17 protein-coding genes are annotated in these 22,471 nt (G+C 69.9%); 13 read left to right on the top strand and 4 right to left on the bottom strand.

Annotated features, from left to right (window positions below; all coding sequences use genetic code 11):
- Positions 1-279 precede the first annotated feature (279 nt).
- From ACIBTU_RS32320 to ACIBTU_RS32285, 8 genes are all read left to right on the top strand, one after another.
- Positions 280-1,479 (top strand): ROK family protein, encoded by a 1,200-nt coding sequence (locus ACIBTU_RS32320; RefSeq protein WP_399130211.1) that lies wholly within the window; start codon positions 280-282, stop codon positions 1,477-1,479.
- Between the two features lie 121 nt (positions 1,480-1,600).
- Entirely contained in the window at positions 1,601-2,725 is a 1,125-nt protein-coding gene (locus ACIBTU_RS32315; RefSeq protein ID WP_399130210.1) for a sugar ABC transporter substrate-binding protein, read from the top strand.
- Between the two features lie 215 nt (positions 2,726-2,940).
- Positions 2,941-3,732: an ATP-binding cassette domain-containing protein gene (locus ACIBTU_RS32310; protein ID WP_399130209.1), complete on the top strand. Its 792-nt coding sequence runs from the start codon at positions 2,941-2,943 to the stop codon at positions 3,730-3,732.
- On the top strand, positions 3,729-5,018 hold the full coding sequence (locus ACIBTU_RS32305; RefSeq protein WP_399130208.1) for a sugar ABC transporter permease: 1,290 nt from the start codon (positions 3,729-3,731) through the stop codon (positions 5,016-5,018). Before ACIBTU_RS32310 ends, ACIBTU_RS32305 begins: the two co-directional genes overlap by 4 nt.
- Before the next feature lie 255 nt (positions 5,019-5,273).
- Positions 5,274-5,651, top strand: a complete 378-nt coding sequence (locus ACIBTU_RS32300; RefSeq protein WP_399130207.1) for a hypothetical protein — start codon at positions 5,274-5,276, stop codon at positions 5,649-5,651.
- A 269-nt stretch (positions 5,652-5,920) separates the two neighbouring features.
- Positions 5,921-7,843 carry a 1-deoxy-D-xylulose-5-phosphate synthase gene (gene dxs, locus ACIBTU_RS32295; RefSeq protein ID WP_399130206.1) on the top strand — a complete coding sequence of 641 codons (1,923 nt, stop codon included), beginning with the start codon at positions 5,921-5,923 and terminating at the stop codon, positions 7,841-7,843.
- A gap of 147 nt (positions 7,844-7,990) precedes the next feature.
- Positions 7,991-9,499: an amino acid permease gene (locus tag ACIBTU_RS32290; RefSeq protein ID WP_399130205.1), complete on the top strand. Its 1,509-nt coding sequence runs from the start codon at positions 7,991-7,993 to the stop codon at positions 9,497-9,499.
- Between the two features lie 92 nt (positions 9,500-9,591).
- Positions 9,592-10,722, top strand: a complete 1,131-nt coding sequence (locus tag ACIBTU_RS32285; protein ID WP_399130204.1) for a hypothetical protein — start codon at positions 9,592-9,594, stop codon at positions 10,720-10,722.
- A gap of 42 nt (positions 10,723-10,764) precedes the next feature.
- Here ACIBTU_RS32285 and ACIBTU_RS32280 read toward each other — a convergent pair whose 3' ends face one another.
- Both ACIBTU_RS32280 and ACIBTU_RS32275 read right to left on the bottom strand, forming a co-directional pair.
- Positions 10,765-11,112 carry an NTP pyrophosphohydrolase gene (locus ACIBTU_RS32280; RefSeq protein ID WP_399130203.1) on the bottom strand — a complete coding sequence of 116 codons (348 nt, stop codon included), beginning with the start codon at positions 11,110-11,112 and terminating at the stop codon, positions 10,765-10,767.
- Positions 11,109-12,089, bottom strand: coding sequence for a hypothetical protein (locus ACIBTU_RS32275; RefSeq protein WP_399130202.1), 981 nt, complete (start codon positions 12,087-12,089; stop codon positions 11,109-11,111). The genes ACIBTU_RS32280 and ACIBTU_RS32275 overlap by 4 nt, the downstream gene beginning before the upstream one ends.
- A gap of 20 nt (positions 12,090-12,109) precedes the next feature.
- On the opposite strand from ACIBTU_RS32275, the gene ACIBTU_RS32270 reads away from it, so the two are divergent.
- The 5 genes from ACIBTU_RS32270 (at position 12,110) to ACIBTU_RS32250 (ending at position 18,948) form a co-directional block, all read left to right on the top strand.
- Positions 12,110-13,333: a CapA family protein gene (locus ACIBTU_RS32270; RefSeq protein ID WP_399130201.1), complete on the top strand. Its 1,224-nt coding sequence runs from the start codon at positions 12,110-12,112 to the stop codon at positions 13,331-13,333.
- 276 nt (positions 13,334-13,609) lie between these two features.
- On the top strand, positions 13,610-15,868 hold the full coding sequence (locus tag ACIBTU_RS32265) for a HAMP domain-containing protein (protein WP_399130220.1): 2,259 nt from the start codon (positions 13,610-13,612) through the stop codon (positions 15,866-15,868).
- Between the two features lie 4 nt (positions 15,869-15,872).
- Complete coding sequence (gene pgsB, locus ACIBTU_RS32260; protein ID WP_399130200.1) at positions 15,873-17,372, top strand: poly-gamma-glutamate synthase PgsB; 1,500 nt, start codon at positions 15,873-15,875, stop codon at positions 17,370-17,372.
- Positions 17,369-17,851 carry a poly-gamma-glutamate biosynthesis protein PgsC/CapC gene (locus ACIBTU_RS32255; RefSeq protein WP_399130199.1) on the top strand — a complete coding sequence of 161 codons (483 nt, stop codon included), beginning with the start codon at positions 17,369-17,371 and terminating at the stop codon, positions 17,849-17,851. Before pgsB ends, ACIBTU_RS32255 begins: the two co-directional genes overlap by 4 nt.
- Positions 17,852-17,886: 35 nt before the next feature.
- A complete protein-coding gene (locus ACIBTU_RS32250; protein WP_399130198.1) occupies positions 17,887-18,948 on the top strand; it encodes an NlpC/P60 family protein in 1,062 nt (353 codons plus the stop codon).
- A 108-nt stretch (positions 18,949-19,056) separates the two neighbouring features.
- Here ACIBTU_RS32250 and ACIBTU_RS32245 read toward each other — a convergent pair whose 3' ends face one another.
- Positions 19,057-21,186 (bottom strand): 3-hydroxyacyl-CoA dehydrogenase NAD-binding domain-containing protein, encoded by a 2,130-nt coding sequence (locus ACIBTU_RS32245; RefSeq protein ID WP_399130197.1) that lies wholly within the window; start codon positions 21,184-21,186, stop codon positions 19,057-19,059.
- Positions 21,183-22,400 carry a thiolase family protein gene (locus tag ACIBTU_RS32240; RefSeq protein ID WP_399130196.1) on the bottom strand — a complete coding sequence of 406 codons (1,218 nt, stop codon included), beginning with the start codon at positions 22,398-22,400 and terminating at the stop codon, positions 21,183-21,185. Before ACIBTU_RS32240 ends, ACIBTU_RS32245 begins: the two co-directional genes overlap by 4 nt.
- Between the last annotated feature and the right edge of the window lie 71 nt (positions 22,401-22,471).

Raw genomic sequence — 22,471 nt, 5'->3', positions numbered from 1 at the left:
CCCCCCCCCCCCCCCCCCCCCCCCCCCCCCCCCCCCCCCCCCCCCCCCCCCCCCCCCCCCCCCCCCCCCCCCCCCCCCCCCCCCCCCCCCCCACCCCTGTCTTACGTGCGTATCGGTATAGGAACCGATTTCTGTCAAGGGCTTGACGCCATGGGCCCCTTCAGCGGAGCTTGGAGTTCATAACTTGTACAAGGCCCGGTCACTGTCCGTGTGACGCGGGCCACGGACGGCTCATTCACGGGGGCCGCCCGCCAAAGGGCTAAAGGGTGGGATGAGTCAATGGAGACTCCGGGGTCGCAGTCGTCGCTGCACCGGGCCAATCTGGAGCGGGTCGTGCGCGCCGTGCGCCTCGCCGGATCGCTCACGCAGGCCGAGATCGCCCGTACGACGGGTCTGTCCGCGGCGACCGTCTCCAACATCGTCCGGGAGCTGAAGGACGGGGGGACGGTCGAGGTCACGCCCACCTCGGCCGGCGGACGCAGGGCCCGCAGCGTGTCGCTCAGCGGTGACGCGGGCATCGTCATCGGCGTCGACTTCGGCCACACGCACCTGCGCGTCGCGATCGGCAACCTGGCCCACCAGGTGCTCGCCGAGGAGGCCGAGCCGCTGGACGTCGACGCGAGCGCCGCGCAGGGCTTCGACCGCGCCGAGCAGCTGGTCGAGCGCCTGGTCGCGGCGACCGGCGTGGACCGCTCCAAGGTCGCGGGCGTCGGACTCGGCGTCCCGGGCCCGATCGACGTGGAGAGCGGCACGCTCGGCTCCACGTCCATCCTGCCGGGCTGGACCGGCACCAAGCCCGCCGAGGAGCTGGGCCGCCGCCTGGGCGTGCCCGTGCACGTCGACAACGACGCGAACCTGGGCGCCCTCGGCGAGCTCGTCTGGGGCAGCGGGCGCGGGGTGCGGGACCTGGCGTACATCAAGGTCGCGAGCGGTGTCGGCGCCGGTCTGGTGATCGACGGCTCGATCTACCGCGGCCCGGGCGGCACGGCGGGCGAGATCGGGCACATCACGCTGGACGAGTCGGGCCCGGTCTGCCGCTGCGGCAACCGCGGCTGCCTGGAGACCTTCACCGCGGCGCGCTACGTGCTCCAGCTGCTCCAGTCGAGCCACGGCACCGACCTGACCATGGAGGGCGTCGTACGGCTCGCCCGGGACGGCGACCCGGGCTGCCGCCGGGTCATCGCCGACGTGGGCCGTCACATCGGCTCCGGCGTCGCGAATCTCTGCAATCTGCTGAACCCCTCCCGGGTCGTCCTCGGCGGCGATCTGGCGGAGGCCGGGGAGCTGGTCCTCGGCCCCATAAGGGAGTCGGTGAGCCGCTACGCGATCCCGAGCGCCGCGCGTCAACTCTCGGTCCTGCCGGGAGCGTTGGGTGGTCGCGCGGAGGTGCTCGGGGCGCTCGCCCTGGCCCTCAGCGAGATGGGGGATTCAACCCTTTTGGACGGCACCGCGTCCGCGCCCACGCCTGTCTTCACTTAGAGAACACATGACACCGTTGCCATCTCGTTAAGGATTTACTCCTTGACGATGATGTTGCGGCCGAGTTGACTTTCCGCTACCTCGGCCGCAACGTCGCGGCCTCGTCAGGGAGGTTTCTGAAGTGAACACGCGTATGCGTCGTGCCGCCGTTGCGTTCTGTGCCACTGCCATGGCCGTGTCCCTCGCCGCCTGTGGCAGCGCGAAGGAGTCGGGCGACAAGAGCGACACCGAGAAGACCGCCGGCAAGAAGGGCGACGCCATCACCGTCGGCCTGCTGCTGCCGGAGAACCAGACGGCTCGCTACGAGAAGTTCGACAAGCCGATCATCGAGAAGCAGATCAGCGACCTGACCAACGGCAAGGGCAAGGTCGACTACCTCAACGCCAAGCAGGACGCCAGCCTGCAGTCGCAGCAGATCGACACGATGATCACCAAGAAGGTCGACGTCCTGATATTGGACGCGGTCGACTACAAGGCCGTCGCCTCGGGCGTGAAGAAGGCCAAGGACAAGGGCATCCCGGTCGTCGCCTACGACCGCCTGGCGCAGGGTCCGATCGCCGCGTACACCTCCTTCGACAACCAGGAGGTCGGCAAGACCCAGGGCGAGGCCCTGCTGAAGGCCATGGGCGGGGACGCCAAGCCCAGCAGCAAGATCGTCATGATGAACGGCGCGAGCACCGACCCGAACGCGGCCGACTTCAAGAAGGGCGCCCTCTCCGTCCTCAAGGGCAAGGTGGACATCGCCAAGTCCTACGACACCAAGGAGTGGAAGCCGGAGAACGCCGCCACCAACATGGACGGCGCCATCTCCTCGCTCGGCAAGGGCAAGATCAAGGGCGTCTACTCCGCCAACGACGGCATGGCGGGCGGCATCATCACCTCCCTGAAGAGCCACGGCGTCTCCAAGCTCCCGCCGGTCACCGGCCAGGACGCCGAGCTCGCGGGTGTGCAGCGCATCGTGTCGGGCGAGCAGTACATGAGCGTCTTCAAGTCGTACCCGCAGGAGGCCGAGACCGTCGCCAAGATGGCTGTCTCGATCGCCAAGGACGGCAAGCTCGACAGCTCCATCGCCACCGGCACCGTCGACAGCGACACCGACAAGGGCATCCCCGCGGTCATCGTCCCGGTCGTCTCCCTGACCCAGGACAACATCAAGGACACGGTCGTCAAGGAGGGCTACTACACCCTCGACGAGATCTGCACGTCGGCGTACAAGGCCGCCTGTGACAAGGCCGGCCTGAAGTAACCCACTCCGGGCCTGAGCCGCCGTCGCGGCTCAACGACCTGATCTCTTACGGGACTTGCGTGCTCAGTGAAGCAGCGCTCCCGTGGAAAACACGTCCGGCGCCCCGCCGCCGACAGCCCCGCAAAGCTCAACGGCGAGGCGCCGGACGGAACAGCACCCCCCTCATTCTTCCTGGTACAACCTCCCGCCGGGTCAGGCCTTTGGCGGCGAAGGAGATGGTTCACGTGTCCGCTACGCCTGTGCTGGCGTTGCGCGGGGTCTCGAAGCGATTCGGTGCCGTCCAGGCGCTCACCGACGTCGAGCTCGAGGTCCACGCCGGAGAGGTGGTCGCCCTCGTCGGCGACAACGGCGCCGGTAAGTCCACCCTGGTCAAGACGATCGCCGGCGTGCACCCCATCGATGACGGTGTCATCGAGTGGGACGGCAAGCCCGTCACGGTCAACAAGCCGCACGACGCCCAGAACCTCGGCATCGCGACCGTCTACCAGGACCTCGCGCTGTGCGACAACATCGACGTCGTCGGCAACCTGTTCCTCGGCCGTGAGCTCAAGCGGCGCGGCGTGCTCGACGAGGTCGAGATGGAGCGGCGCTCCATGGAGCTGCTCAAGACCCTGTCGATCCGCATCCCGAGCGTGCGCATCCCGATCGCCTCGCTCTCCGGCGGTCAGCGCCAGGTCGTGGCCATCGCCCGCTCCATGCTCGGCGAGCCCAAGCTGGTCATCCTCGACGAGCCCACCGCCGCCCTCGGCGTCGAGCAGACCGCCCAGGTCCTCGACCTCGTCGAGCGGCTGCGCGAGCGCGGGCACGCGGTCATCCTCATCAGCCACAACATGGCCGATGTGAAGGCCGTCGCCGACAAGGTCGCCGTACTGCGGCTCGGCCGCAACAACGGTGTGTTCGAGGTTAAGAGCACCTCGCAGGAAGAGATCATCTCCGCCATCACCGGTGCCACGGACAACGCCGTGACCCGTCGTGCGGCGCGCAGCAACGCGGAGGCTCAGAAGTGAGCATCGACAAGACCAAGGCAGCCCCCGAAGGCTCCGTGGCAGCCCCGGCCGCCGCGGCCGACGCCGTCACCGCCGTCGACCCCCGGCTGCTGGTGCGCGAGCAGGGCTTCGCGGGCTACATCAGCGAGTTCAGGCGCAAGATGCGCGCCGGTGAGCTCGGCGCGATCCCGGTCGTCATCGGCCTGATCGTCATCTGCGCGATCTTCCAGAGCCTGGACTCGCGGTTCCTGAGCGCGGGCAACCTCAACGACGTCTTCGTCAACATGGTCGCCACCGGCATGATGTCGATCGGCATCATCTTCGTGCTGCTGCTCGGGGAGATCGACCTGTCGGTCGGCTCCGTCTCCGGTGTCTCCTCCGCGATCTTCGCCGTGATGAGCGTCACCCACGGGATCAACCCCTGGCTCGCGGTTCTCGCCGCGCTCGCGGCCGGTGCCGTCATCGGAGCCGTCCACGGCTTCTTCTTCGCCCGCATCGGCGCCCCCGCCTTCGCCGTCACTCTGGCCGGCCTGCTGTTCTGGCTCGGCTTCATGCTCCAGATCTTGGGCTCCAACGGCACGATCAACACTCCGTACGACGGCATCGTCGGCAACCTCACCAAGTACTACTTCTCCGATGTCGCCGCGGCCTACGGCCTCGCGCTTCTCGCGGTCGTCGCGTACTTCGTGCCGGTCTTCCTCAGCAACCGCCGACGCGAGGCCGCAGGCATCCCGTCGCGACCGCTGAGCGACATCCTGCTGCGTACGGGCCTGCTCGCGATCGGTGCCTTCGGCACCGCTGTGATCTTCAACCAGTACCAGGGCCTGCCGCTCGCGACGTTGCTGTTCGCCATCGCCCTCGTGGGCAGCGATTTCCTGCTGCGCCGCACCTCGTACGGCCGCAAGGTCTTCGCGCTCGGCGGCAGCGTCGAGGCGTCCCGCCGCGCGGGTATCAACGTCTCTGCGGTGCGCATCTCGGTCTTCGCGATCTCCGGCTTCTTCGCCGCGGTCGGCGGCCTCTTCTGGGCCTCCAAGATCGACGCCGCGAACCAGGGCGCGGGCACCGGCGACCTGCTGATGAACGTCATCGCGGCGGCTGTCATCGGCGGTACCAGCCTCTTCGGCGGCCGGGGCCGGGTCTGGAACGCGCTGCTCGGTGTGCTGGTGATCCAGTCCATCCAGTCGGGCCTTTCCCTGAACAGCATCGAGACGCCGATCCAGTACATGATCACCGGTGGTGTGCTTCTCGCCACGGTCGTCATCGACTCGATCACCCGCAAGACCCAGAAGTCGGCCGGTCGCGCCTAGCAAGCCATCCGGTTCGGATTACGGATTGCCTCAGTGTGTGAATTTATGGGGCAATCCGCCTTTGTTGTGCATATCCTCTTTGAGGTAGGTGTATCCCACCCTTCGGTGGCTCATTCCTCGGGTGAAGAGTTCGAGGCTGGGGCTTGCGTGATCCACATGCTTCGTGTTGAATCAGTGATGCTTATTTTCGTTGATTTAACTTGAGTTTAGGGGTGTGGAGTGTCGGGCTTCAGAGTTAAGGCGACTATGGTGGGTGTGGTTTCGGCTGTAGTGGTCGGGATTTCTGCCTCGCCTGCCAGCGCTTACACCCGCCATCTCCAATGCTCTGTTTATGGGGCTGAGGGCTACGTGAACTACACTCCGGTCAGTTCAACTCGTATTGATCTTCGGATTGGCGTTTCTGATACGGAGGCGGATGGTCACCATGCTCGGGCTCGTCTCTTGACGAAGAATGCATCTGGAGAGATCAAATACTGGAGTTGGTATAAGGACCTTGATGGTGCCGATAATGGCTATATCTTCAAGGATACGTATGCGAGCGACGGTGGCGGTATCACTGATGTTGGTGTTCAGGTGGGGAAATATGAGGGCGATGAGCCTTTGGACCTGTGCTCAGACTGGACTGAGTCCTGACTGATCGGCTAGTACAAGCTCGGCTTTTTCGGTATTAAAGTTTGATTTGGATGCTTTGGTCTCCTTTTCGGGAGGGTGTGACGCTCTCCGGAGACCTGTGCCCGGCGCCAACGACGGTGCCGGGCACAGTCATGTCGTAGGAACGCCGCTATGGGGTACAGCCGAACGCGTGACGTACACCTCACCGCCGGTGCGTCCCGCGCAAAGGCGGAACATTAGACTGGACAAGCCCGGAACGGCTCGAATAGCTCTATTGCAAGGAGGCACGGGTGCCGCTGCTGACCCGCATCACGGGACCGCGCGATCTGGACCGGCTCAGCCTGGAGCAGCTGGACCAGCTGGCGGGAGAGATCCGGACCTTCCTCGTGGACGCGGTTTCGAAGACCGGCGGCCACCTCGGCCCCAACCTCGGCGTCGTCGAGCTGACGATCGCCCTGCACCGCGTCTTCGAGTCGCCCAAGGACAAGGTCCTGTGGGACACCGGCCACCAGTCCTACGTGCACAAGCTGCTCACCGGCCGCCAGGACTTCTCGAAGCTGAAGATGAAGGGCGGCCTGTCCGGCTACCCGGCGCAGGCCGAGTCGGACCACGACCTCATCGAGAACTCGCACGCCTCCACCGTCCTCGGCTGGGCCGACGGCCTCGCCAAGGCCAACGAGCTGCGCCGCGCCGACGACCACGTCGTCGCCGTGATCGGTGACGGCGCCCTCACCGGCGGCATGGCCTGGGAAGCGCTCAACAACATCGCGGCCGCCAAGGACCGCCCCCTCGTCATCGTCGTCAACGACAACGAGCGCTCCTACGCCCCCACGATCGGCGGCCTCGCCAACCACCTGGCCACCCTGCGCACCACGAACGGCTACGAGCGCTTCCTGGCCCGCGGCAAGGACATCCTCGAGCGCACCCCCGTCGTCGGGCGGCCGCTCTACGAGACCCTGCACGGTGCCAAGAAGGGCCTCAAGGACTTCATCTCGCCCCAGGGCATGTTCGAGGACCTCGGCCTCAAGTACGTCGGCCCGATCGACGGCCACGACATCGAGGCCCTGGAGTCCGCGCTGACCCGCGCCAAGCGCTTCGGCGGCCCCGTGATCGTGCACTGCCTCACCGAGAAGGGCCGCGGCTACCGCCCGGCCGTCGAGGACGAGGCCGACCGCTTCCACGGCATCGGCCCCATCCACCCCGACACCGGCCTGCCGATCAAGGCGTCCGGCGCCGACTGGACCTCCGTCTTCGGCGACGAGATGGTCCGCCTCGGCCGCGAGCGCGAGGACATCGTCGCGATCACCGCCGCGATGCTCCAGCCCGTCGGCCTGAAGAAGTTCGCCGAGGAGTTCCCCGAGCGGGTCTACGACGTCGGCATCGCCGAGCAGCACGCCGCCACCTCGGCGGCCGGCCTCGCCGCGGGCGGACTGCACCCGGTCTTCGCCGTCTACGCGACGTTCCTCAACCGCGCCTTCGACCAGCTCCTCATGGACGTGGCCCTGCACAAGTGCGGCGTCACCTTCGTCCTGGACCGGGCGGGCATCACCGGAACGGACGGCGCCTCGCACAACGGCATGTGGGACATGTCGATCCTCCAGGTCGTCCCCGGCATCCGCATCGCCGCCCCGCGCGACGCCGACCAGGTCCGCGCCCAGCTGCGCGAGGCCGTCCAGGTCGAGGACGCGCCGACCGTCGTGCGCTACTCCAAGGGCGCCGTCGGCCCCGCCGTCGAGGCCGTCGGCAAGGCCGGCGGCATGGACGTCCTGCGCGAGCCCGGCAGCGACCGGCCCGACGTCCTGCTCGTCTCCGTCGGCGCGCTCGCCCCGATGTGCCTGGAGATCGCCGGTCTGCTCGACAAACAGGGCATCACCACGACCGTCGTCGACCCCCGCTGGGTCAAGCCGGTCGACGAGGCCCTCGCCCCGATGGCCGAGCGCCACCGGGTCGTCGTCACCGTCGAGGACAACTCGCGGGTCGGCGGCGTCGGCTCCGCCATCGCCCAGGCGCTGCGCGACGCGGGCGTCGACGTCCCGCTGCGCGACTTCGGCATCCCGCCGCGCTTCCTCGACCACGCCTCCCGCAAGGAGATCATGGCCGAGATCGGCCTGACCGCCCCGGACATCGCCCGCCAGGTCACCGGTCTCGTGGCGAAGCTCGACGGCCGCTACGAGCGCGAGACGGCCCCCGTCGCGGAGCCCGCCCGCGACTGACCCGCACCCGCGCACGCCCCCGGGCCGGCGTGACCTCCACAGGAGGTCACGACCGGCCCGATCGTGTGAAAGGCCCCGGTCTCGACGCGCGCCCGTCGCCGACTGCCCCAATCATGGGCGTACGGCCATGGGTACGGAGGTACGCCGATGAGCGTCGACCAGCAGTCGAACGGGAACGGGAACCAGTCCCTGTTCCGGACCAAGTCGGTCGAGCAGTCGATCCGCGACACCGAGGAACCGGAGCACGCGCTCAGGAAGTCCCTGTCCGCCTGGGACCTGACCGTCTTCGGCGTCGGCGTCATCATCGGCACCGGCATCTTCGTGCTCACCGGCAAGGTGGCCAAGGAGAACGCGGGACCCGCGACCGCGCTGGCCTTCGTCGCCGCCGGCATCGTCTGCGCGCTCGCGGCGCTGTGCTACGCGGAGTTCGCGTCCACCGTGCCGGTCGCCGGATCCGCGTACACCTTCGCGTACGCCTCCATCGGCGAGCTGCCCGCCTGGATCATCGGCTGGGACCTGGTCCTCGAGTTCGCGCTCGGCACGGCGGTGGTCGCCGTCGGCTGGTCCGGCTACGTGCGCTCCCTGATGGACAACATCGGCTGGCACCTACCGGCGTCACTCGAAGGGCCGGACGTGCCGGGCGGCACCTTCGACATCCTGTCCTTCATCCTGGTCCTCGTCCTGACCGCGGTCCTGGTCCTCGGCATGAAGCTGTCCGCGCGGATCACCGCGCTGGTCGTCGCCATCAAGGTCACCGTCGTGATGATCGTGATCGTCGCCGGCCTGTTCTTCATCGTCGGCGACAACTACAAGCCGTTCATCCCCAAGGCCGTCACCCCGGAGACCGGCGGCGGCTGGGAGACGTCCCCGCTGGTCCAGCTGATGTTCGGCTACGAGCCCACCAACTTCGGCGTCATGGGCATCTTCACCGCCGCGTCCATCGTCTTCTTCGCCTTCATCGGCTTCGACGTCGTGGCCACCGCGGCCGAGGAGACCAAGCTGCCCCAGCGCGACATGCCCCGCGGCATCCTCGGCTCGCTCCTCATCTGCACCGTCCTGTACGTGGCCGTCGCCCTCGTCGTCACCGGCATGGAGCACTACACGAAACTGTCCGTCAGCGCCCCGCTCGCCGACGCGTTCAAGGCCGCCGGGCATCCCTTCTACGCGGGCGTGATCAGTTTCGGCGCCGCCATCGGCCTCACCACGGTCTGTCTGATCCTGCTGCTCGGCCAGACCCGCGTCTTCTTCGCCATGAGCCGCGACGGACTGCTGCCCCGCTTCTTCTCCAAGACCCACCCGAAGTTCCGCACCCCGTACCGGCCGACCATCCTGCTCGGCGTGATCATCTCGATCGTGGCCGGCTTCACCAGCATCAACGAGCTGGCGACGCTGGTGAACATCGGCACCCTGTTCGCCTTCGTCGTCGTCGCGGTCGGCGTGATGGTGATGCGCCGCACCCGCCCCGACCTGCCCCGCGCCTTCCGTACCCCGTGGGTCCCGGTCCTCCCGATCGTCTCCATCGCCGCGTCCCTGTGGCTGATGCTGAACCTGCCGGGCGAGACCTGGCTCCGCTTCGGCGTGTGGATGGTCATCGGCATGGTCGTCTACTTCCTCTACGGGCGCCGCAACAGCCGCCTGAACCCCGGCAAGCGCTGATCGCAGAAGCGTTCGACGCGTGCCTATGATGGGCGCGTCGAGCGGGGATGCCGTGCAGTCGACGCGGCGGGAACGGGAAGGTGAACCCAGCCATGCGGAGGAGGGGGACGGACTCCGCGGGCCTTGCCCGCGCCGTCGGCGGCACGAGTGCCGAGGACACCGGGGACGCGATAGGGCACCCGCTCTCGGGGACGGCCCGCGGCCGCTGGCTCACCCGGGGCAAGGACGGCAGACTCACCCTCCACGCACCCTCCGACGACGGGCTGCTGCGCTGGACCGAGCGGCGGCCCGGCGGCCCCGAGTGGACCGGCCCCGACTTCTTCCCGGCCGCGCACCTGACCGACCACGTGATCGCGCAGGGCGCCGACGGGATCGTGCACCTCTTCGCCCGGCGCCCGCGCGCCGACGATCCCGGCGTCGAGATCGTGCACGCCATCCAGTACCAGTCCGGACGCCCCGTCACCGAGTGGCGCTCGCTGGGCAATCCGTACCGCACCGCGGAGAACGGCCGGAAGGCCGGCGTGCCCACCGCCGCCGTCGACACCCGGGGCACCGTCTTCGTCTTCCTGCGCAACGCGGGGCGCGGGCTGCAGCTGCGCCGCGAGCAGAAGAACGGCACGTGGGGGCGCTGGGAGGACCTGCGCGGCTCCCGCCTCGGCGACGGCCCGGTCCCCGCGGCCACCTCGGACGGGCACGTGGAGGTCGCCGTGCCCTCGGATCAGGGCGTACGGCACTGGGTCCAGGACGTTCCGGACGGTGCCCTCAGTCCCGTGGACGCCCCGCAGGAGTGCGCGGCGCTGGCCGGGTCCGGCACGGCCCTGGAGACCGGCCCCGGGCGCCTCACCTACTACTGGACCGACCCGGACTCCGCCTCGGTCGTGGCCCACCGGCGCGGCGGGCCCGCCCTACCGCTCGGCGGATCGCCCGGCGACGGCGCCCTCGCGGCCCTGCGCGCCCGCGTCGACGGCCAGGACTGCACGGTCCTCGCCCAGCGCGGGGCGGCCGGCACGCTGCTGCTCGGCGTCTGCGCCACCGAGGCCGAGGAGCACGGCATGTGGTGGTCCGACACGGGCGTGGCCTGCACCGGCGACCCGGCCCTGGCGCTCGACGCCCTCGGCCGCGTCGTCGTCGCGATCCGCGGCGCCGACGGGGCGCCGCGCCTGACCCGCCAGGACCCGGACGGGCCCGGCCTCACCCTGTCACCCGACTGGCGGCGGCTCTAGGGTCTTTCGTCTGGATCAGGCTGGATCAGGGAGCGAAAGACCCTAGGGCCGCACGGTGCGCGGCCCCACGGTCCGCGCACCCAGCGCCTCCACCCGGGAGCGCAGTTCACGGTCGGCGGTGACCACGGTGCAGGGCCCGCCGAGCCGTTCCACGAGCTCCACGATGTGGTCGTCCCCGCTGCCCGGCGCCGACTCCACCCGCACCCCGGGCACGGACTCGACCCCGCGCGCGGCCCCTTCGACGACCAGGACCACGTCGGTTCCCGGATGCGCGGCCGCGTAGTCCACCAGGCGGCCGCGGAGCCGGACCGCGGCGCCCTTGCGGTCGCGCCACCACCCGTCGGGGACGGACCCGACCACGTTCGCACCGTCCACCACCAGCGTCGTCACGACCGGCCGTCCCCTCGGCGCCACTGCCCGGTGACCCGGCCGAGCGCGGTGACGGCGCGGGCGGTGCGCCCCTCGTCGGTACGGATCCGGTTGCTCAGCTCGACGTGCAGGAACGGCACCCCGTCCGCCGACGCCCCGCGGCCCTGCACGTTCGTCCGGCCCTCGAGGGGGCAGGAGCGCGTCCAGGCACGGCACACGGAGAAGCCCTCGTGCCGCAGCGCGTCCGCGAGCCGGCGGCCCTCCGGGCGGGCGATCGAGCCGCTGCCCGTCGAGGCGATCACGTCCTCGTCCGGAGCGGAGGAATCGGCGAACCCGTGCACCTGCACCGCGGGGAGCGAACGCCCCGCCAGCTCGTCGACGATCGCGTCGAACACGGTGTCCCGGCGGTGCGCGACGTCCGCCGCGTCCCCGACACCTGCTTTGCGATGCGCGCCTGCAATCAGCAGGATGCCGCCCGGTGTGCCGCGCAGGACCCCCACGCCGACCCGCTCCGTGTCGCGGTCCGCGACCGGGTGCGGGACCTGCACCGTCCAGCGGCGGTTCTTCGGCGTGCCGTCGTCCGCGACGTACAGCCGGCCCCAGCCGCGCGGCGCGGGCCCCTCGTCGGACCGGTCGGCGATCTCCGTGTACCGCTTCCCGTGCGCGGCGTCGACGACCGTGCGCAGGGTGAAGTCCTCGTCGGACAAGGCCTTTTCGGCCTGTCCGCGCCGTCCGTCGAGCAGCAGGCCGACGGCGTGCGCGAGCGCGGTCCGGTCGCGCCGGGTGGGCGGGCGGTACCCCGTGTCCGGGCCGAAGCGTGCCGTCCAGTCCGTCACCCGGTCCAGCAGATCGGTCCCCGTACGGGCGTCGGCGCGCGTGTCGGAGGCGTCCACGGTGTCGTCCCGGCCGCCGGCGCAGGCGGTGAGCAGGGCGCTCGCGGCGAGGGTGAGGCCGAGGATTATTGCAATTGTTACCGTATTCGTCCGGTTGGCCGTCATAGTTGTATAAAGATAGCTCGGTGATCAGACGCCCTCGCTCCGCCTCCCGTCGCCGCCGCATCGGCATATCCGGCGCCGCTCTCGCCGTCCTCCTCGCGGGCACCGCGGCCTGCGGGCCGTTCGGTTCGGACGAGGACGAGGCCGCCGCGGGTGGCAAGCCGACCTTCACCGTCGCCGCCGCCGGCGACATCCTCATCCACCCCCAGCTCACCGAGCAGGCCCGCAAGGACGCGAAGGCGACGGGCAAGGGCGAGAAGGGGCTCGACTTCGGCCCCATGATGGCCGGTGTCCGGCCCGTCATCAGCAAGGCCGATCTGGCGATCTGTCACTTCGAGCCGGTCGCGGGCAGGCCGGAGGGCCCCTTCGAGAGCTTCCCCGCCTTCCGGGTGCCGCCGCAGATCGCCACGACGATCAAGGACATCGGCTACGACACCTGCTCCACCGCCTCCAACCACACGCTGGACCACGGCGTGGGTGGCGTCGTGAACACCCTGAACGTGCTGGACGCGGCGGGCCTGAAGCACACCGGCTCCGCGCGCAGCGCCGCCGAGGCCGCCAAGCCGCTGATCATGAACGTCAAGGGTGTGAAGGTCGCCCAGATCGCCTACGCGTTCGGCTTCAACGGGAACGAGATCCCCAAGGACAAGCCCTGGCTGGCCAACGAGATCGACCTGGACCGGATCGCCGCCGCCGAGAAGCGGGCCCGCGCGGCCGGCGCCGAGGTCGTGATCCTCTCCATCCACTGGGGCCGTGAGAACCAGCCGAACCCGAGCCGCTCCCAGCTCCGGCTCGGCCGCCAGATCGCCGAGCGGACCGGGATCAACCTCGTCATCGGCCACCACGCGCACGTCGTCCAGCCGATGGAGAAGGTGGACGGCACCTGGATCGCCTACGGGCTCGGCAACGAGGTCGCCCGGCACGACGTGCCCACCGGCCTGACCGAGGAGGGCGTCATCGGCTGGTTCGAGTTCACCCGCGCGGGCGGCGACTGGGACGTGCGGGCCAGGTACGTGCCGACCTTCACCGAGATCCCGCCGGACCCGGACGAGGCGGGCAAGCTGCCGGAGGGGGCTGTCGAGGATCACCGGCTGATCGACGTGGCCGCCGCCCTGCGCGAAGACCGTGGGCTGACGGCGCAGCAGCGCGCCCGCTACCGCCTCGCGTTCGAGCGCACCGAGGGCACGATGCTGAACCGCGGGGCGGCCGACGACGGCCTGGCCCCGCTGGAGAGCCTGCCGGAGTGAGCGCGGGGCCCTCCCGGCCCCGGTCGTGACCCGGTTCTGATCACCAAACGTCCGCTTCTGCGTGACTTGGCTCACAATCGCTCACTTCTTTACAACCCTTGTCCAGTTCCGGAAGTCGGACCTCCGGATCGTTCCGCGCGTGCCCGCGCTCAGGCGCACGCGGGGTCCGTCCTGCTTTCAGCCAGTCCTGCTTTCAGCCAGTTCCCCGAGAAGAGGAGCCCTCCGTTGGCCGCTTCGCGCACGAAGCGGCGGCACAAGGTCCGCCGACGTGCCGACATGTCCCTGCTGGGTGGCATACGTCCACCCATCGCCGTGCTGTCGGCCCTGCTCCTCGCTCTCGCGGGCATCACCGCCCTCACCCTCGGACGCGTCTCCGACGACCGCGTACCGAAGGCCGTCATGACGTCCCAGCAGCACTTCGCCGAGGACGGCGCCATCGCCCTGCGCGCCTCCGTCGACGAAGGGGTCACCGACCTCACGCGGACCGCCGCCCTGTTCAGCGCCGGTGACCCGGTGTCCGCCGACGCCGTCCTCGACAAGATCGGCAACGTCTACCAGAAGTGGACCGGCAGCGCCGTCGTCGAGATCCAGTCCGGCAAACTCCTCGCCGCCCGCGGCGAGAACGTGCCGCTGACCGCCGTCGACCGCACCAAGCTCGCCGCCGAGAACGGCCTCGCCCCGCGCATGGTCCGCCTCCAGAACGGCGAGACCCGCCTCCTCTCCTTCGCCCTGCTGGCCTGGAAGGGACAGCCGCAGCAGCTGCTCGTCACCTCCACCAGCCTCAAGTTCCCCGGCATCAGCCTCGGCAACTTCCGCTCCATCGCGGTCATCGACGCCACCGGCACCGTCCTCAGCAGCGACGGCATCCCCGAGCCCGAGCAGGTCCTCACCGACCTCCAGCGCGCCGAGGTCAAGGAGTCGAACCGCCAGCTGAAGTCCTTCGCCGCCACCGCCGCCGACCGCGCCGGCCAGCACCCCGTGAAGTCCAAGGATCCGGGCTCCGGCGGCTACCTCGGCGTCAGCGGCAGCCTCACCGGCGACCGCTACCTCGGCGAACGCCAGATCGCCGGCTACGCGACGCTCGCCGCCTCCGAGCCCGGCGAGGCCACCGTCGCGACCGGCCTCGGCCTCAGCGTCGTCGCCATGACCAAGGTCGCCGAGGACCCGAAGGTCACCACCAGCCCCGTCTTCGGCCTCCTCGCCGCGGCGGCGCTCCTCGTCATCGGCGGCCTCACCGTCGCCTTCCTGCTCGGCACGGTGCAGCGCCCGCTGCTGCGGCTGTTCCTGGAGAGCCGCCGCCTCACCCGCGGCGACCTCACCCGCCCGGTCACCGTGCCCCGGCGCGGCGAGGCCGCCCGGATCGGCGCCGCCCTCGAACGGCTGCGCCGCCAACTGCTCGGCGAGAGCCCCGAGGCCGGCGCCGACCAGGCCCCCGCCGGGCACCGCCGCTTCGGCGCCCGCGCCCTGCTCGCCGTCGCCGCCGTGCTCCTGCTCGTGTGGAGCGGCCCGCTGCTGCTCCTGCTCAACCGGGCCGGCGACACCGTCGTCGTCCCCCAGCAGATGGTCAACGACCAGCGCGAACGCACGGACACCCTCAGCGACCGGGTGCGCCGCGCCCTCAACGAGGGCCACGCCGACCTCGCGTCCGTGGCCTCGCTGCTCGGCGACCGCACCCAGCCGTCCGAGATGACCGAGGTGCTCCGCCAGACCATGAACGAGCACCAGCGGTACGACTCCCTGTACGTCCTCGACGCGCACGGCGCCGTCGTCGCCAAGGCCGGCGGCGACGTCCACAGCCCCGCCGGGAAGGCCCCCTCGACCCGGCCCGTCCGGGTCCTCGACGACCAGGGCAAGAAGCCGGTCGTCGTCGGCACCGCGGGACTGCCCGGCCGGGGCGGCGGCGCCGTCGTCGGCGAGTTCCGCCTCGACTTCCTGAACGCGCTGCTCAAGCGGCCCGGCCTCGGCGACGTCCGCATCGTCGACGAGCGACGCCGCGTCATCGGCGGCAACACCGGCTACCTCGCCTTCCAGAAGCTGCCGGGCAGCCGCCTCGACGAACTCGTCGACGGCACCAACCAGAAGGTCGGCCTGAGCGCGCGCCCCAGTGGCGTCCTCTTCCGCGACGGCGGCGACATCCGCATCGCGGCCGCCGCCCCGTTCGTCGGCGGCGGCGCCGCCAAGGAACTCGGTTGGACCGTCGTCAGCTGGCAGCCCGCCTCCGGCCTCGCCATCCCCGAGTACACCCGGCAGAACCGCACGGTCCTCGCCGGACTCCTCGGCATCACCGCCGCCGCGGCCTGCCTCGGCTGGCTGCACATCGTCGTCGTCCGTCCGCTGCGCGCCCTCGCCCGGCAGGCCGAGGAACTCGCCGACGGAGACCGCAAGACCGTGCTGTTCCCGCGCCACCACGACGAGGTCGGCGCCGTCGCGCGCAGCCTCGAACTCGTACGCCAGCAGTTGCAGGGACAGCGGCACCAGCAGCGACGGCCGGGCGGCGCCCCACGCAGCCCCGCCGGAGCCGGAAGGAACCAGTAACACCGTGCTCTTCCTCTACGTCGTGCTCGTGGTGTGCGGCGCCGTCCTGCTGATCGCCGGCGTGATCGAACAGCGGCGCCACTTCACCAACCTCGACCACATACCGACCCGCGTGCTGGTCAACGGCATCCGCGGCAAGTCCTCCATCACCCGCCTGTGCGCGGGCGCCCTGCGCGGCGGCGACCTGACCACGGTCGCCAAGACCACCGGCACCGCCGCCCGCTTCATCCACCCGGACGCCACCGAGGAGCCGGTCTACCGCAAGTTCGGCATCGCCAACGTCGTCGAGCAGATCGGCATCGTGCGGCGCGCCGCCGCCTACCACCCCGACGCGCTCGTCATCGAGTGCATGGCGGTCATGCCGGCGCTCCAGGAGATCAACCAGTCCAAGCTGATCCGCTCCACGATCGGCGTGCTGTGCAACGTCCGCGAGGACCACCTCGCCGAGATGGGCCCCACCCTCGACGACGTCGCCCGCTCCCTGTGCCGCTCCATGCCGGAGAACGGCATCTGCGTCACCGCCGAGGTCGACCGCTTCCACATCCTCCAGGAGGAGGCGGACGCCCGGAACTGCCGGCTCGTCTACGCCGACCCGGAGATGGTCACCGACGAGGAGCTGCGCGGCTTCAGCTGGTTCACGTTCAAGGAGAACGTCGCCATCGCCCTCGTCGTCGCCGACCTCCTCGGCGTCGACCGGGCCACCGCGCTCCAGGGCATGTACGACGCCCCGCCGGACCCGGGCGTCCTCTCGGTCGAGCGCTACCGCACGCCCGAGGACAAGAAGCTCCGCTTCGCCAACGTCTTCGCGGCCAACGACCCCGAGTCGACGCTGATGAACATCAACCAGCTGCTCGACCTCGGCGCCGTCCACCGGCCGCTCAGCGTCGTCATCAACTGCCGCCCCGACCGCGTCGAGCGCAACGGGCAGATGGGCGAGATCATCCCCGAGCTCGACCCCGAGCACGTCTTCGTCATCGGCCACCCCGCCAAGTCCGCGATCGACGCGATCCCCGCCGCCTACCGCGACCGGGCCGTCGACCTCGGCGGCGACCGCCGCGACCCCGACGAGTTCATGGGTCAGCTGCTCGGCCGCCTCGGCCCCGACTCCTCGCTCGTGGCCATCGGCAACATCCACGGCCAGGGCGAGCACCTCCTGGAGTACCTCGCCGAGCTCCCCGCGGACGACACCGCCGACACCGTCGAGGAAGTCACTGCCGCGCCGCAGCGCGAACACGTGGAGACGGTCCAGCTGTACGCCCCGCGCATCGACCCGTACCAGCAGTACCCGCAGGCGTACGAGAACCGGTACGCGGCGCCCCCGGCGGTGCCGGTCCAGCGCGACGCCCAGAACCCGTACCCGCAGCAGTACCCCCCGCAGCAGAACCAGGGCGCCCGCCCGGAACCCGCCGCCCCGCGCGGCCTGTTCGAGCCCGTGGTGCCACCCGCCCCGCCCGCCGACGCGCACGACCCGTGGCACGACCCCGCAGGAGAGCAGCACCGTTGATCCCCTCCGTCCTCACCCCCGAGATCGCCGCGGTGGGCATCGCCATCGGCCTGCTGTTCTCCCTGGTCTGTTACCTGACCACGAACCTGTCGCCCGGCGGCATGATCACCCCCGGCTGGCTGGCCCTCACCCTCGTCGAGGACCTCCAGCGCGCCGCGATGGTCGTCGGCGTCACCGTCCTCACGTACGCCGGCACCCTGCTGATGCAGAAGTTCGTGATCCTCTACGGCAAGCGGCTGTTCGCGGCCGTCGTGCTGCTCGGCGTCACCCTCCAGGCCACGGTCATGATCGTGCTCTCCCTGGAGTTCCCGCTCATGTACGCGAACCAGACCCTCGGCTTCATCGTGCCCGGCCTCATCGGCTACCAGCTGGTGCGCCAGCCGAAGGGACCCACCCTCCTCGCGACCGGCTCCGTGACGCTCATGGCGTACGTCGTCCTGACCGCGGGCATTCTCCTCGGCTTCATGCCGTCCGCCTGACCGCCGACCCTTCGACTGCGACCGGAGCAGACCCCATGGCCCCCAAGAAGAAGCGCCCCGTCCTGCACGCCGTCACCGTGCTCGCCCTGCTCGGCGCCAGCGGCTGGCTCACCGTCGAGCTGAAGAAGGACGAGCAGGCCAAGGCGCCCGCCGTGCAGGCCGTCACCGACTCCCCGCAGCTCCAGTCGAGCACCGGGCAGAAGGGCGGCAAGCAGACCTGGGAGCGGCTGAAGAACCCCGAGCGGACCGTGCTGCGCGGCGAGGCCGGCCAGGTGCTCGCCACGTTCACCGACGGCGCCCGCACCGCCACCCTCAAGGGCCCCTCCCGCACCTTCAGCGAGCCCGCCAACACCAAGTCCCGCGTCGTGACGGAGGACTGGGTGCGTCTCATGCCGGAGACCTGGCGCAAGGGCGCCGAGAACGAGAAGTGGTTCAAGGACTGGTTCAAGGAGTTCTACGGCAGCGAGGAGGACGACATCTTCGCGTACGCCTTCCAGTACGTGGAGGGCGCGCCGGTGAAGAAGGACGACGAGGGACTCCAGTACGCGGGTGACGCGTTCTTCGGCCCGTTCAAGGAGGACGGCGTCGACCGCCTCGAGCAGAACGACTTCTACGACTACCTCGGGACGCCGTACACCTTCCGCGACGGCACCACCCTGCAGGCCCACCAGGAGCGCCTGCGCTCGCTCGACTGCTCCGGGTTCATGCGCATGATCTGGGGCTACCGGGGCCGCTTCCCGCTCGCCGCCACCAACAAGATCGGCGACGGACTGCGGCGCACCGCGGACGGCATGGCCCGCTCCGACATCGGCGTCGACGTCATCAAGCTCCAGGGCCCCGCGCCCTGGTACACGCGCCCGAAGAACATCGACGTCGTACAGCCCGGCGATCTCCTCTTCTTCAAGATGGACCACCGCACGGGCAACCATATGGACCACGTCGCCCTGTACCTCGGCACGGACACCGACGGCCACCGCGTCTTCGTCTCCAGCCGCAAGGAGGTCAACGGGCCGACCATGGGCGACAAGGGCGGCGCCTCCCGCATCGACGGCAACGGCTTCTACGCCGGTCTGCTGCGCAGCGCCAAGCGCCTGTAACGACCCGCGGGACAACGCGCGAAGGGGCGCGGGGGACTGAGGATCAGCACCAACTGATCCGCAGTCACCCGCGCCCCTCAGCCGTCCGGCCGGTCAGGCGGCGACCCGCTACGCGGGAACGCTGGCGACGCCCGACTCCAGGAACTTCTTGCCGTTCACGCGCTCGGAGACACCCTCACGGTCCAGGTACGGCGTGATGCCGCCCAGGTGGAAGGGCCAGCCCGCACCGGTGATCAGGCAGAGGTCGATGTCCTGCGCCTCGGCGACGACACCCTCCTCCAGCATGAGGCCGATCTCCTGCGCCACGGCGTCGAGCACGCGGTCGCGGACCTGCTCCTCGGTCAGGACGACATCGCCCTGCTTGAGGAGCGCGGCGACCTCGGGGTCCAGCTCCGGCTTGCCCGAGTCGTAGACGTAGAAGCCGCGCTTGCCGGCCTTGACGACGGCCGCGAGGTTCGGGGACACGGTGAAGCGCTCCGGGAAGGCGCGGTTCAGGGTCTCCGAGACGTGCAGACCGATGGCCGGGCCGACCAGCTCGAGGAGAACCAGCGGCGACATCGGCAGACCGAGCGGCTCGACGGCCTTCTCGGCGACCTCGACGGAGGTGCCCTCGTCGATGACGTTCTGGATCTCGCCCATGAAGCGGGTGAGGATGCGGTTCACGACGAACGCCGGGGCGTCCTTCACGAGAACGGCGGTCTTCTTCAGCTTCTTGGCGACGCCGAACGCCGTGGCGAGCGCCGCGTCGTCCGTCTGCTCGCCGCGCACGATCTCCAGGAGCGGGAGGATCGCGACCGGGTTGAAGAAGTGGAAGCCGACGACCCGCTCGGGGTGCTTGAGCTTCGACGCCATCTCGGAGACCGAGAGGGACGACGTGTTGGTGGCGAGGATCGCGTGCGCCGGGGCGACGGCCTCGACCTCGGCGAACACCTGCTGCTTGACGCCGATCTCCTCGAAGACGGCCTCGATGATGAAGTCCGCGTCGGAGAAGCCCTCGGCCTTGTCCAGGACACCGGAGACCAGGCCCTTGAGGCGGTTGGCCTTGTCCTGGTTGACGCGGCCCTTGCCGAGCAGCTTGTCGATCTCGGCGTGGACGTAGCCCACACCCTTGTCGACGCGCTCCTGGTCGATGTCGGTCAGGACGACCGGCACCTCGAGGCGGCGCAGGAACAGCAGGGCGAGCTGCGAGGCCATCAGACCGGCGCCGACGACGCCGACCTTGGTGACCGGGCGCGCCAGGTTCTTGTCCGGGGCGCCGGCGGGACGCTTGCCGCGCTTCTGCACCAGGTTGAACGAGTAGATGCCGGCGCGCAGTTCGCCGCCCATGATGAGGTCGGCGAGCGCCTTGTCCTCGGCGTCGAACCCGGCCTGCAGGTCACCGTCCTTGGCGGCGGCGATGATCTCCAGGGCGCGGTAGGCGGCCGGGGCCGCGCCGTGCACCTTGGAGTCGGCGATGAACCGGCCGCGCGCGACGGCCTGGTCCCAGGCCTCACCGCGGTCGATGCCGGCGCGCTCGACCTTGACGTCACCGTTGAGGACGTTCGCCGTCCAGATCAGCGACTGCTCCAGGAAGTCCGCACCCTCGAACAGCGCGTCCGCGATGCCGAGTTCGAAGACCTGCTTGCCCTTGAGCTGCTTGTTCTGGTTCAGGCTGTTCTCGATGATGACCGAGACGGCCTTGTCGGCACCGATCAGGTTCGGCAGCAGCGCGCAGCCGCCCCAGCCGGGGACCAGACCGAGGAAGACCTCGGGCAGCGAGAACGCGGGCAGCGCCTTGGAGACGGTGCGGTACGAGCAGTGCAGACCGACCTCGACGCCACCGCCCATCGCGGCACCGTTGTAGTACGCGAACGTCGGCACGGCGAGACCCGAGAGGCGCTTGAAGACCTCGTGGCCACCCTTGCCGATGGCGAGCGCGTCGTCGTGCTTCTTCAGCAGCTCGACGCCCTTGAGGTCGGCGCCGACGGCGAAGATGAACGGCTTGCCGGTGATGCCGACACCGACGATCTCACCGGCCTTGGCCTCCGCCTCGACCTGGTCGATCGCGAGGTTCAGGTTCGCGAGCGAACCCGGGCCGAAGGTGGTCGGCTTGGTGTGGTCGAAGCCGTTGTCCAGCGTGATGAGGGCGAAGCGGCCCGCACCGTGGGGCAGTTCGAGGTGCCGTACGTGCGCGGACGTGACGACCTCGCCGGGGAACAGCTCGGCCGCACCCTTCAGAAGCTCGGCGGTGGTGCTCACTTGTCCCCCTCGAAGTGCGGGTTTTCCCAGATGACCGTCGCGCCCATGCCGAAGCCGACGCACATGGTGGTGAGGCCGTAACGGACCTCGGGCTGCTCCTCGAACTGGCGGGCCAGCTGCGTCATCAGACGGACGCCGGAGGAGGCGAGCGGGTGGCCGAACGCGATGGCGCCGCCGTACTGGTTGACACGCGCGTCGTCGTCGGCGATGCCGTAGTGCTCCAGGAAGGCGAGCACCTGCACGGCGAAGGCCTCGTTGATCTCGAACAGACCGATGTCCGAGATCGACAGACCCGCCTTGGCGAGAGCCTTCTCCGTGGCCGGGATCGGGCCGTAGCCCATGACCTCCGGCTCGACGCCCACGAAGGCGTAGGAGACGAGGCGCATCTTGACCGGGAGGTTGTTCTCCCGGGCGAAGTCCTCGGAGGCGATGATCGAGGCGGTGGCGCCGTCGTTGAGACCCGCGGCGTTACCGGCCGTGACGCGACCGTGCGTACGGAACGGCGTCTTGAGACCCGAGAGGTTCTCCAGGGTCGTGCCCGGGCGCATCGGCTCGTCGGCGGTGACCAGGCCCCAGCCGGTCTCGCCGACCTCGGCGTTGGTGTTGCGCACGGAGATCGGGACCAGGTCCTGCTGGATCTTGCCGTTCGCGTACGCCTTCGCGGCCTTCTCCTGCGAGCGCACGGCGTACTCGTCGGCGCGCTGCTTGGTGATGGTCGGGTAGCGGTCGTGCAGGTTCTCGGCGGTCATGCCCATGAACAGGGCGGACTCGTCGACCAGCTTCTCGCTGACGAACCGCGGGTTCGGGTCGACGCCCTCACCCATGGGGTGGCGGCCCATGTGCTCGACGCCACCGGCGATGACGGCGTCGTAGGCGCCGAACGCGATGGAGCCCGCGGTGGCCGTCACGGCGGTCAGCGCGCCGGCGCACATGCGGTCGATCGAGTAGCCGGGGACGGACTGCGGCAGCCCGGCCAGGATGCCGGCCGTGCGGCCGAGGGTCAGACCCTGGTCGCCGATCTGCGTGGTCGCGGCGATGGCGACCTCGTCGATCTTGGCCGGGTCGAGGGCCGGGTTGCGGCGCAGCAGCTCGCGGATCGCCTTGACGACCAGGTCGTCGGCCCGGGTCTCGTGGTAGATGCCCTTCGGGCCCGCCTTGCCGAACGGGGTGCGGACGCCGTCGACGAAGACGACGTCCCTGACGGTACGAGGCACGATGGCTCTCCTCCAAGATGCGGGACGGCACTGCCGCGGCGCGCACCTGAGCGCGCGCTCACCCCTTCATG

The organism is Streptomyces sp. NPDC050145 (assembly GCF_044460245.1).
Taxonomy (GTDB): Bacteria; Actinomycetota; Actinomycetes; order Streptomycetales; family Streptomycetaceae; genus Streptomyces.
The sequence above is the reverse complement of the archived record's forward strand: the minus strand, read 5'-3'. Positions and strand labels throughout refer to the sequence as shown.

Bases quoted from the DNA above. Each gene is read 5' to 3' on its own strand.
- ACIBTU_RS32285 (WP_399130204.1), top strand. From the start codon at position 9,592: ATGCGGAGGAGGGGGACGGACTCCGCGGGCCTTGCCCGCGCCGTCGGC.
- ACIBTU_RS32320 (WP_399130211.1), top strand. From the start codon at position 280: ATGGAGACTCCGGGGTCGCAGTCGTCGCTGCACCGGGCCAATCTGGAG.
- ACIBTU_RS32250 (WP_399130198.1), top strand. From the start codon at position 17,887: ATGGCCCCCAAGAAGAAGCGCCCCGTCCTGCACGCCGTCACCGTGCTC.
- ACIBTU_RS32275 (WP_399130202.1), bottom strand. From the start codon at position 12,089: ATGACGGCCAACCGGACGAATACGGTAACAATTGCAATAATCCTCGGC.
- ACIBTU_RS32290 (WP_399130205.1), top strand. From the start codon at position 7,991: ATGAGCGTCGACCAGCAGTCGAACGGGAACGGGAACCAGTCCCTGTTC.
- ACIBTU_RS32310 (WP_399130209.1), top strand. From the start codon at position 2,941: ATGGTTCACGTGTCCGCTACGCCTGTGCTGGCGTTGCGCGGGGTCTCG.
- ACIBTU_RS32265 (WP_399130220.1), top strand. From the start codon at position 13,610: ATGTCCCTGCTGGGTGGCATACGTCCACCCATCGCCGTGCTGTCGGCC.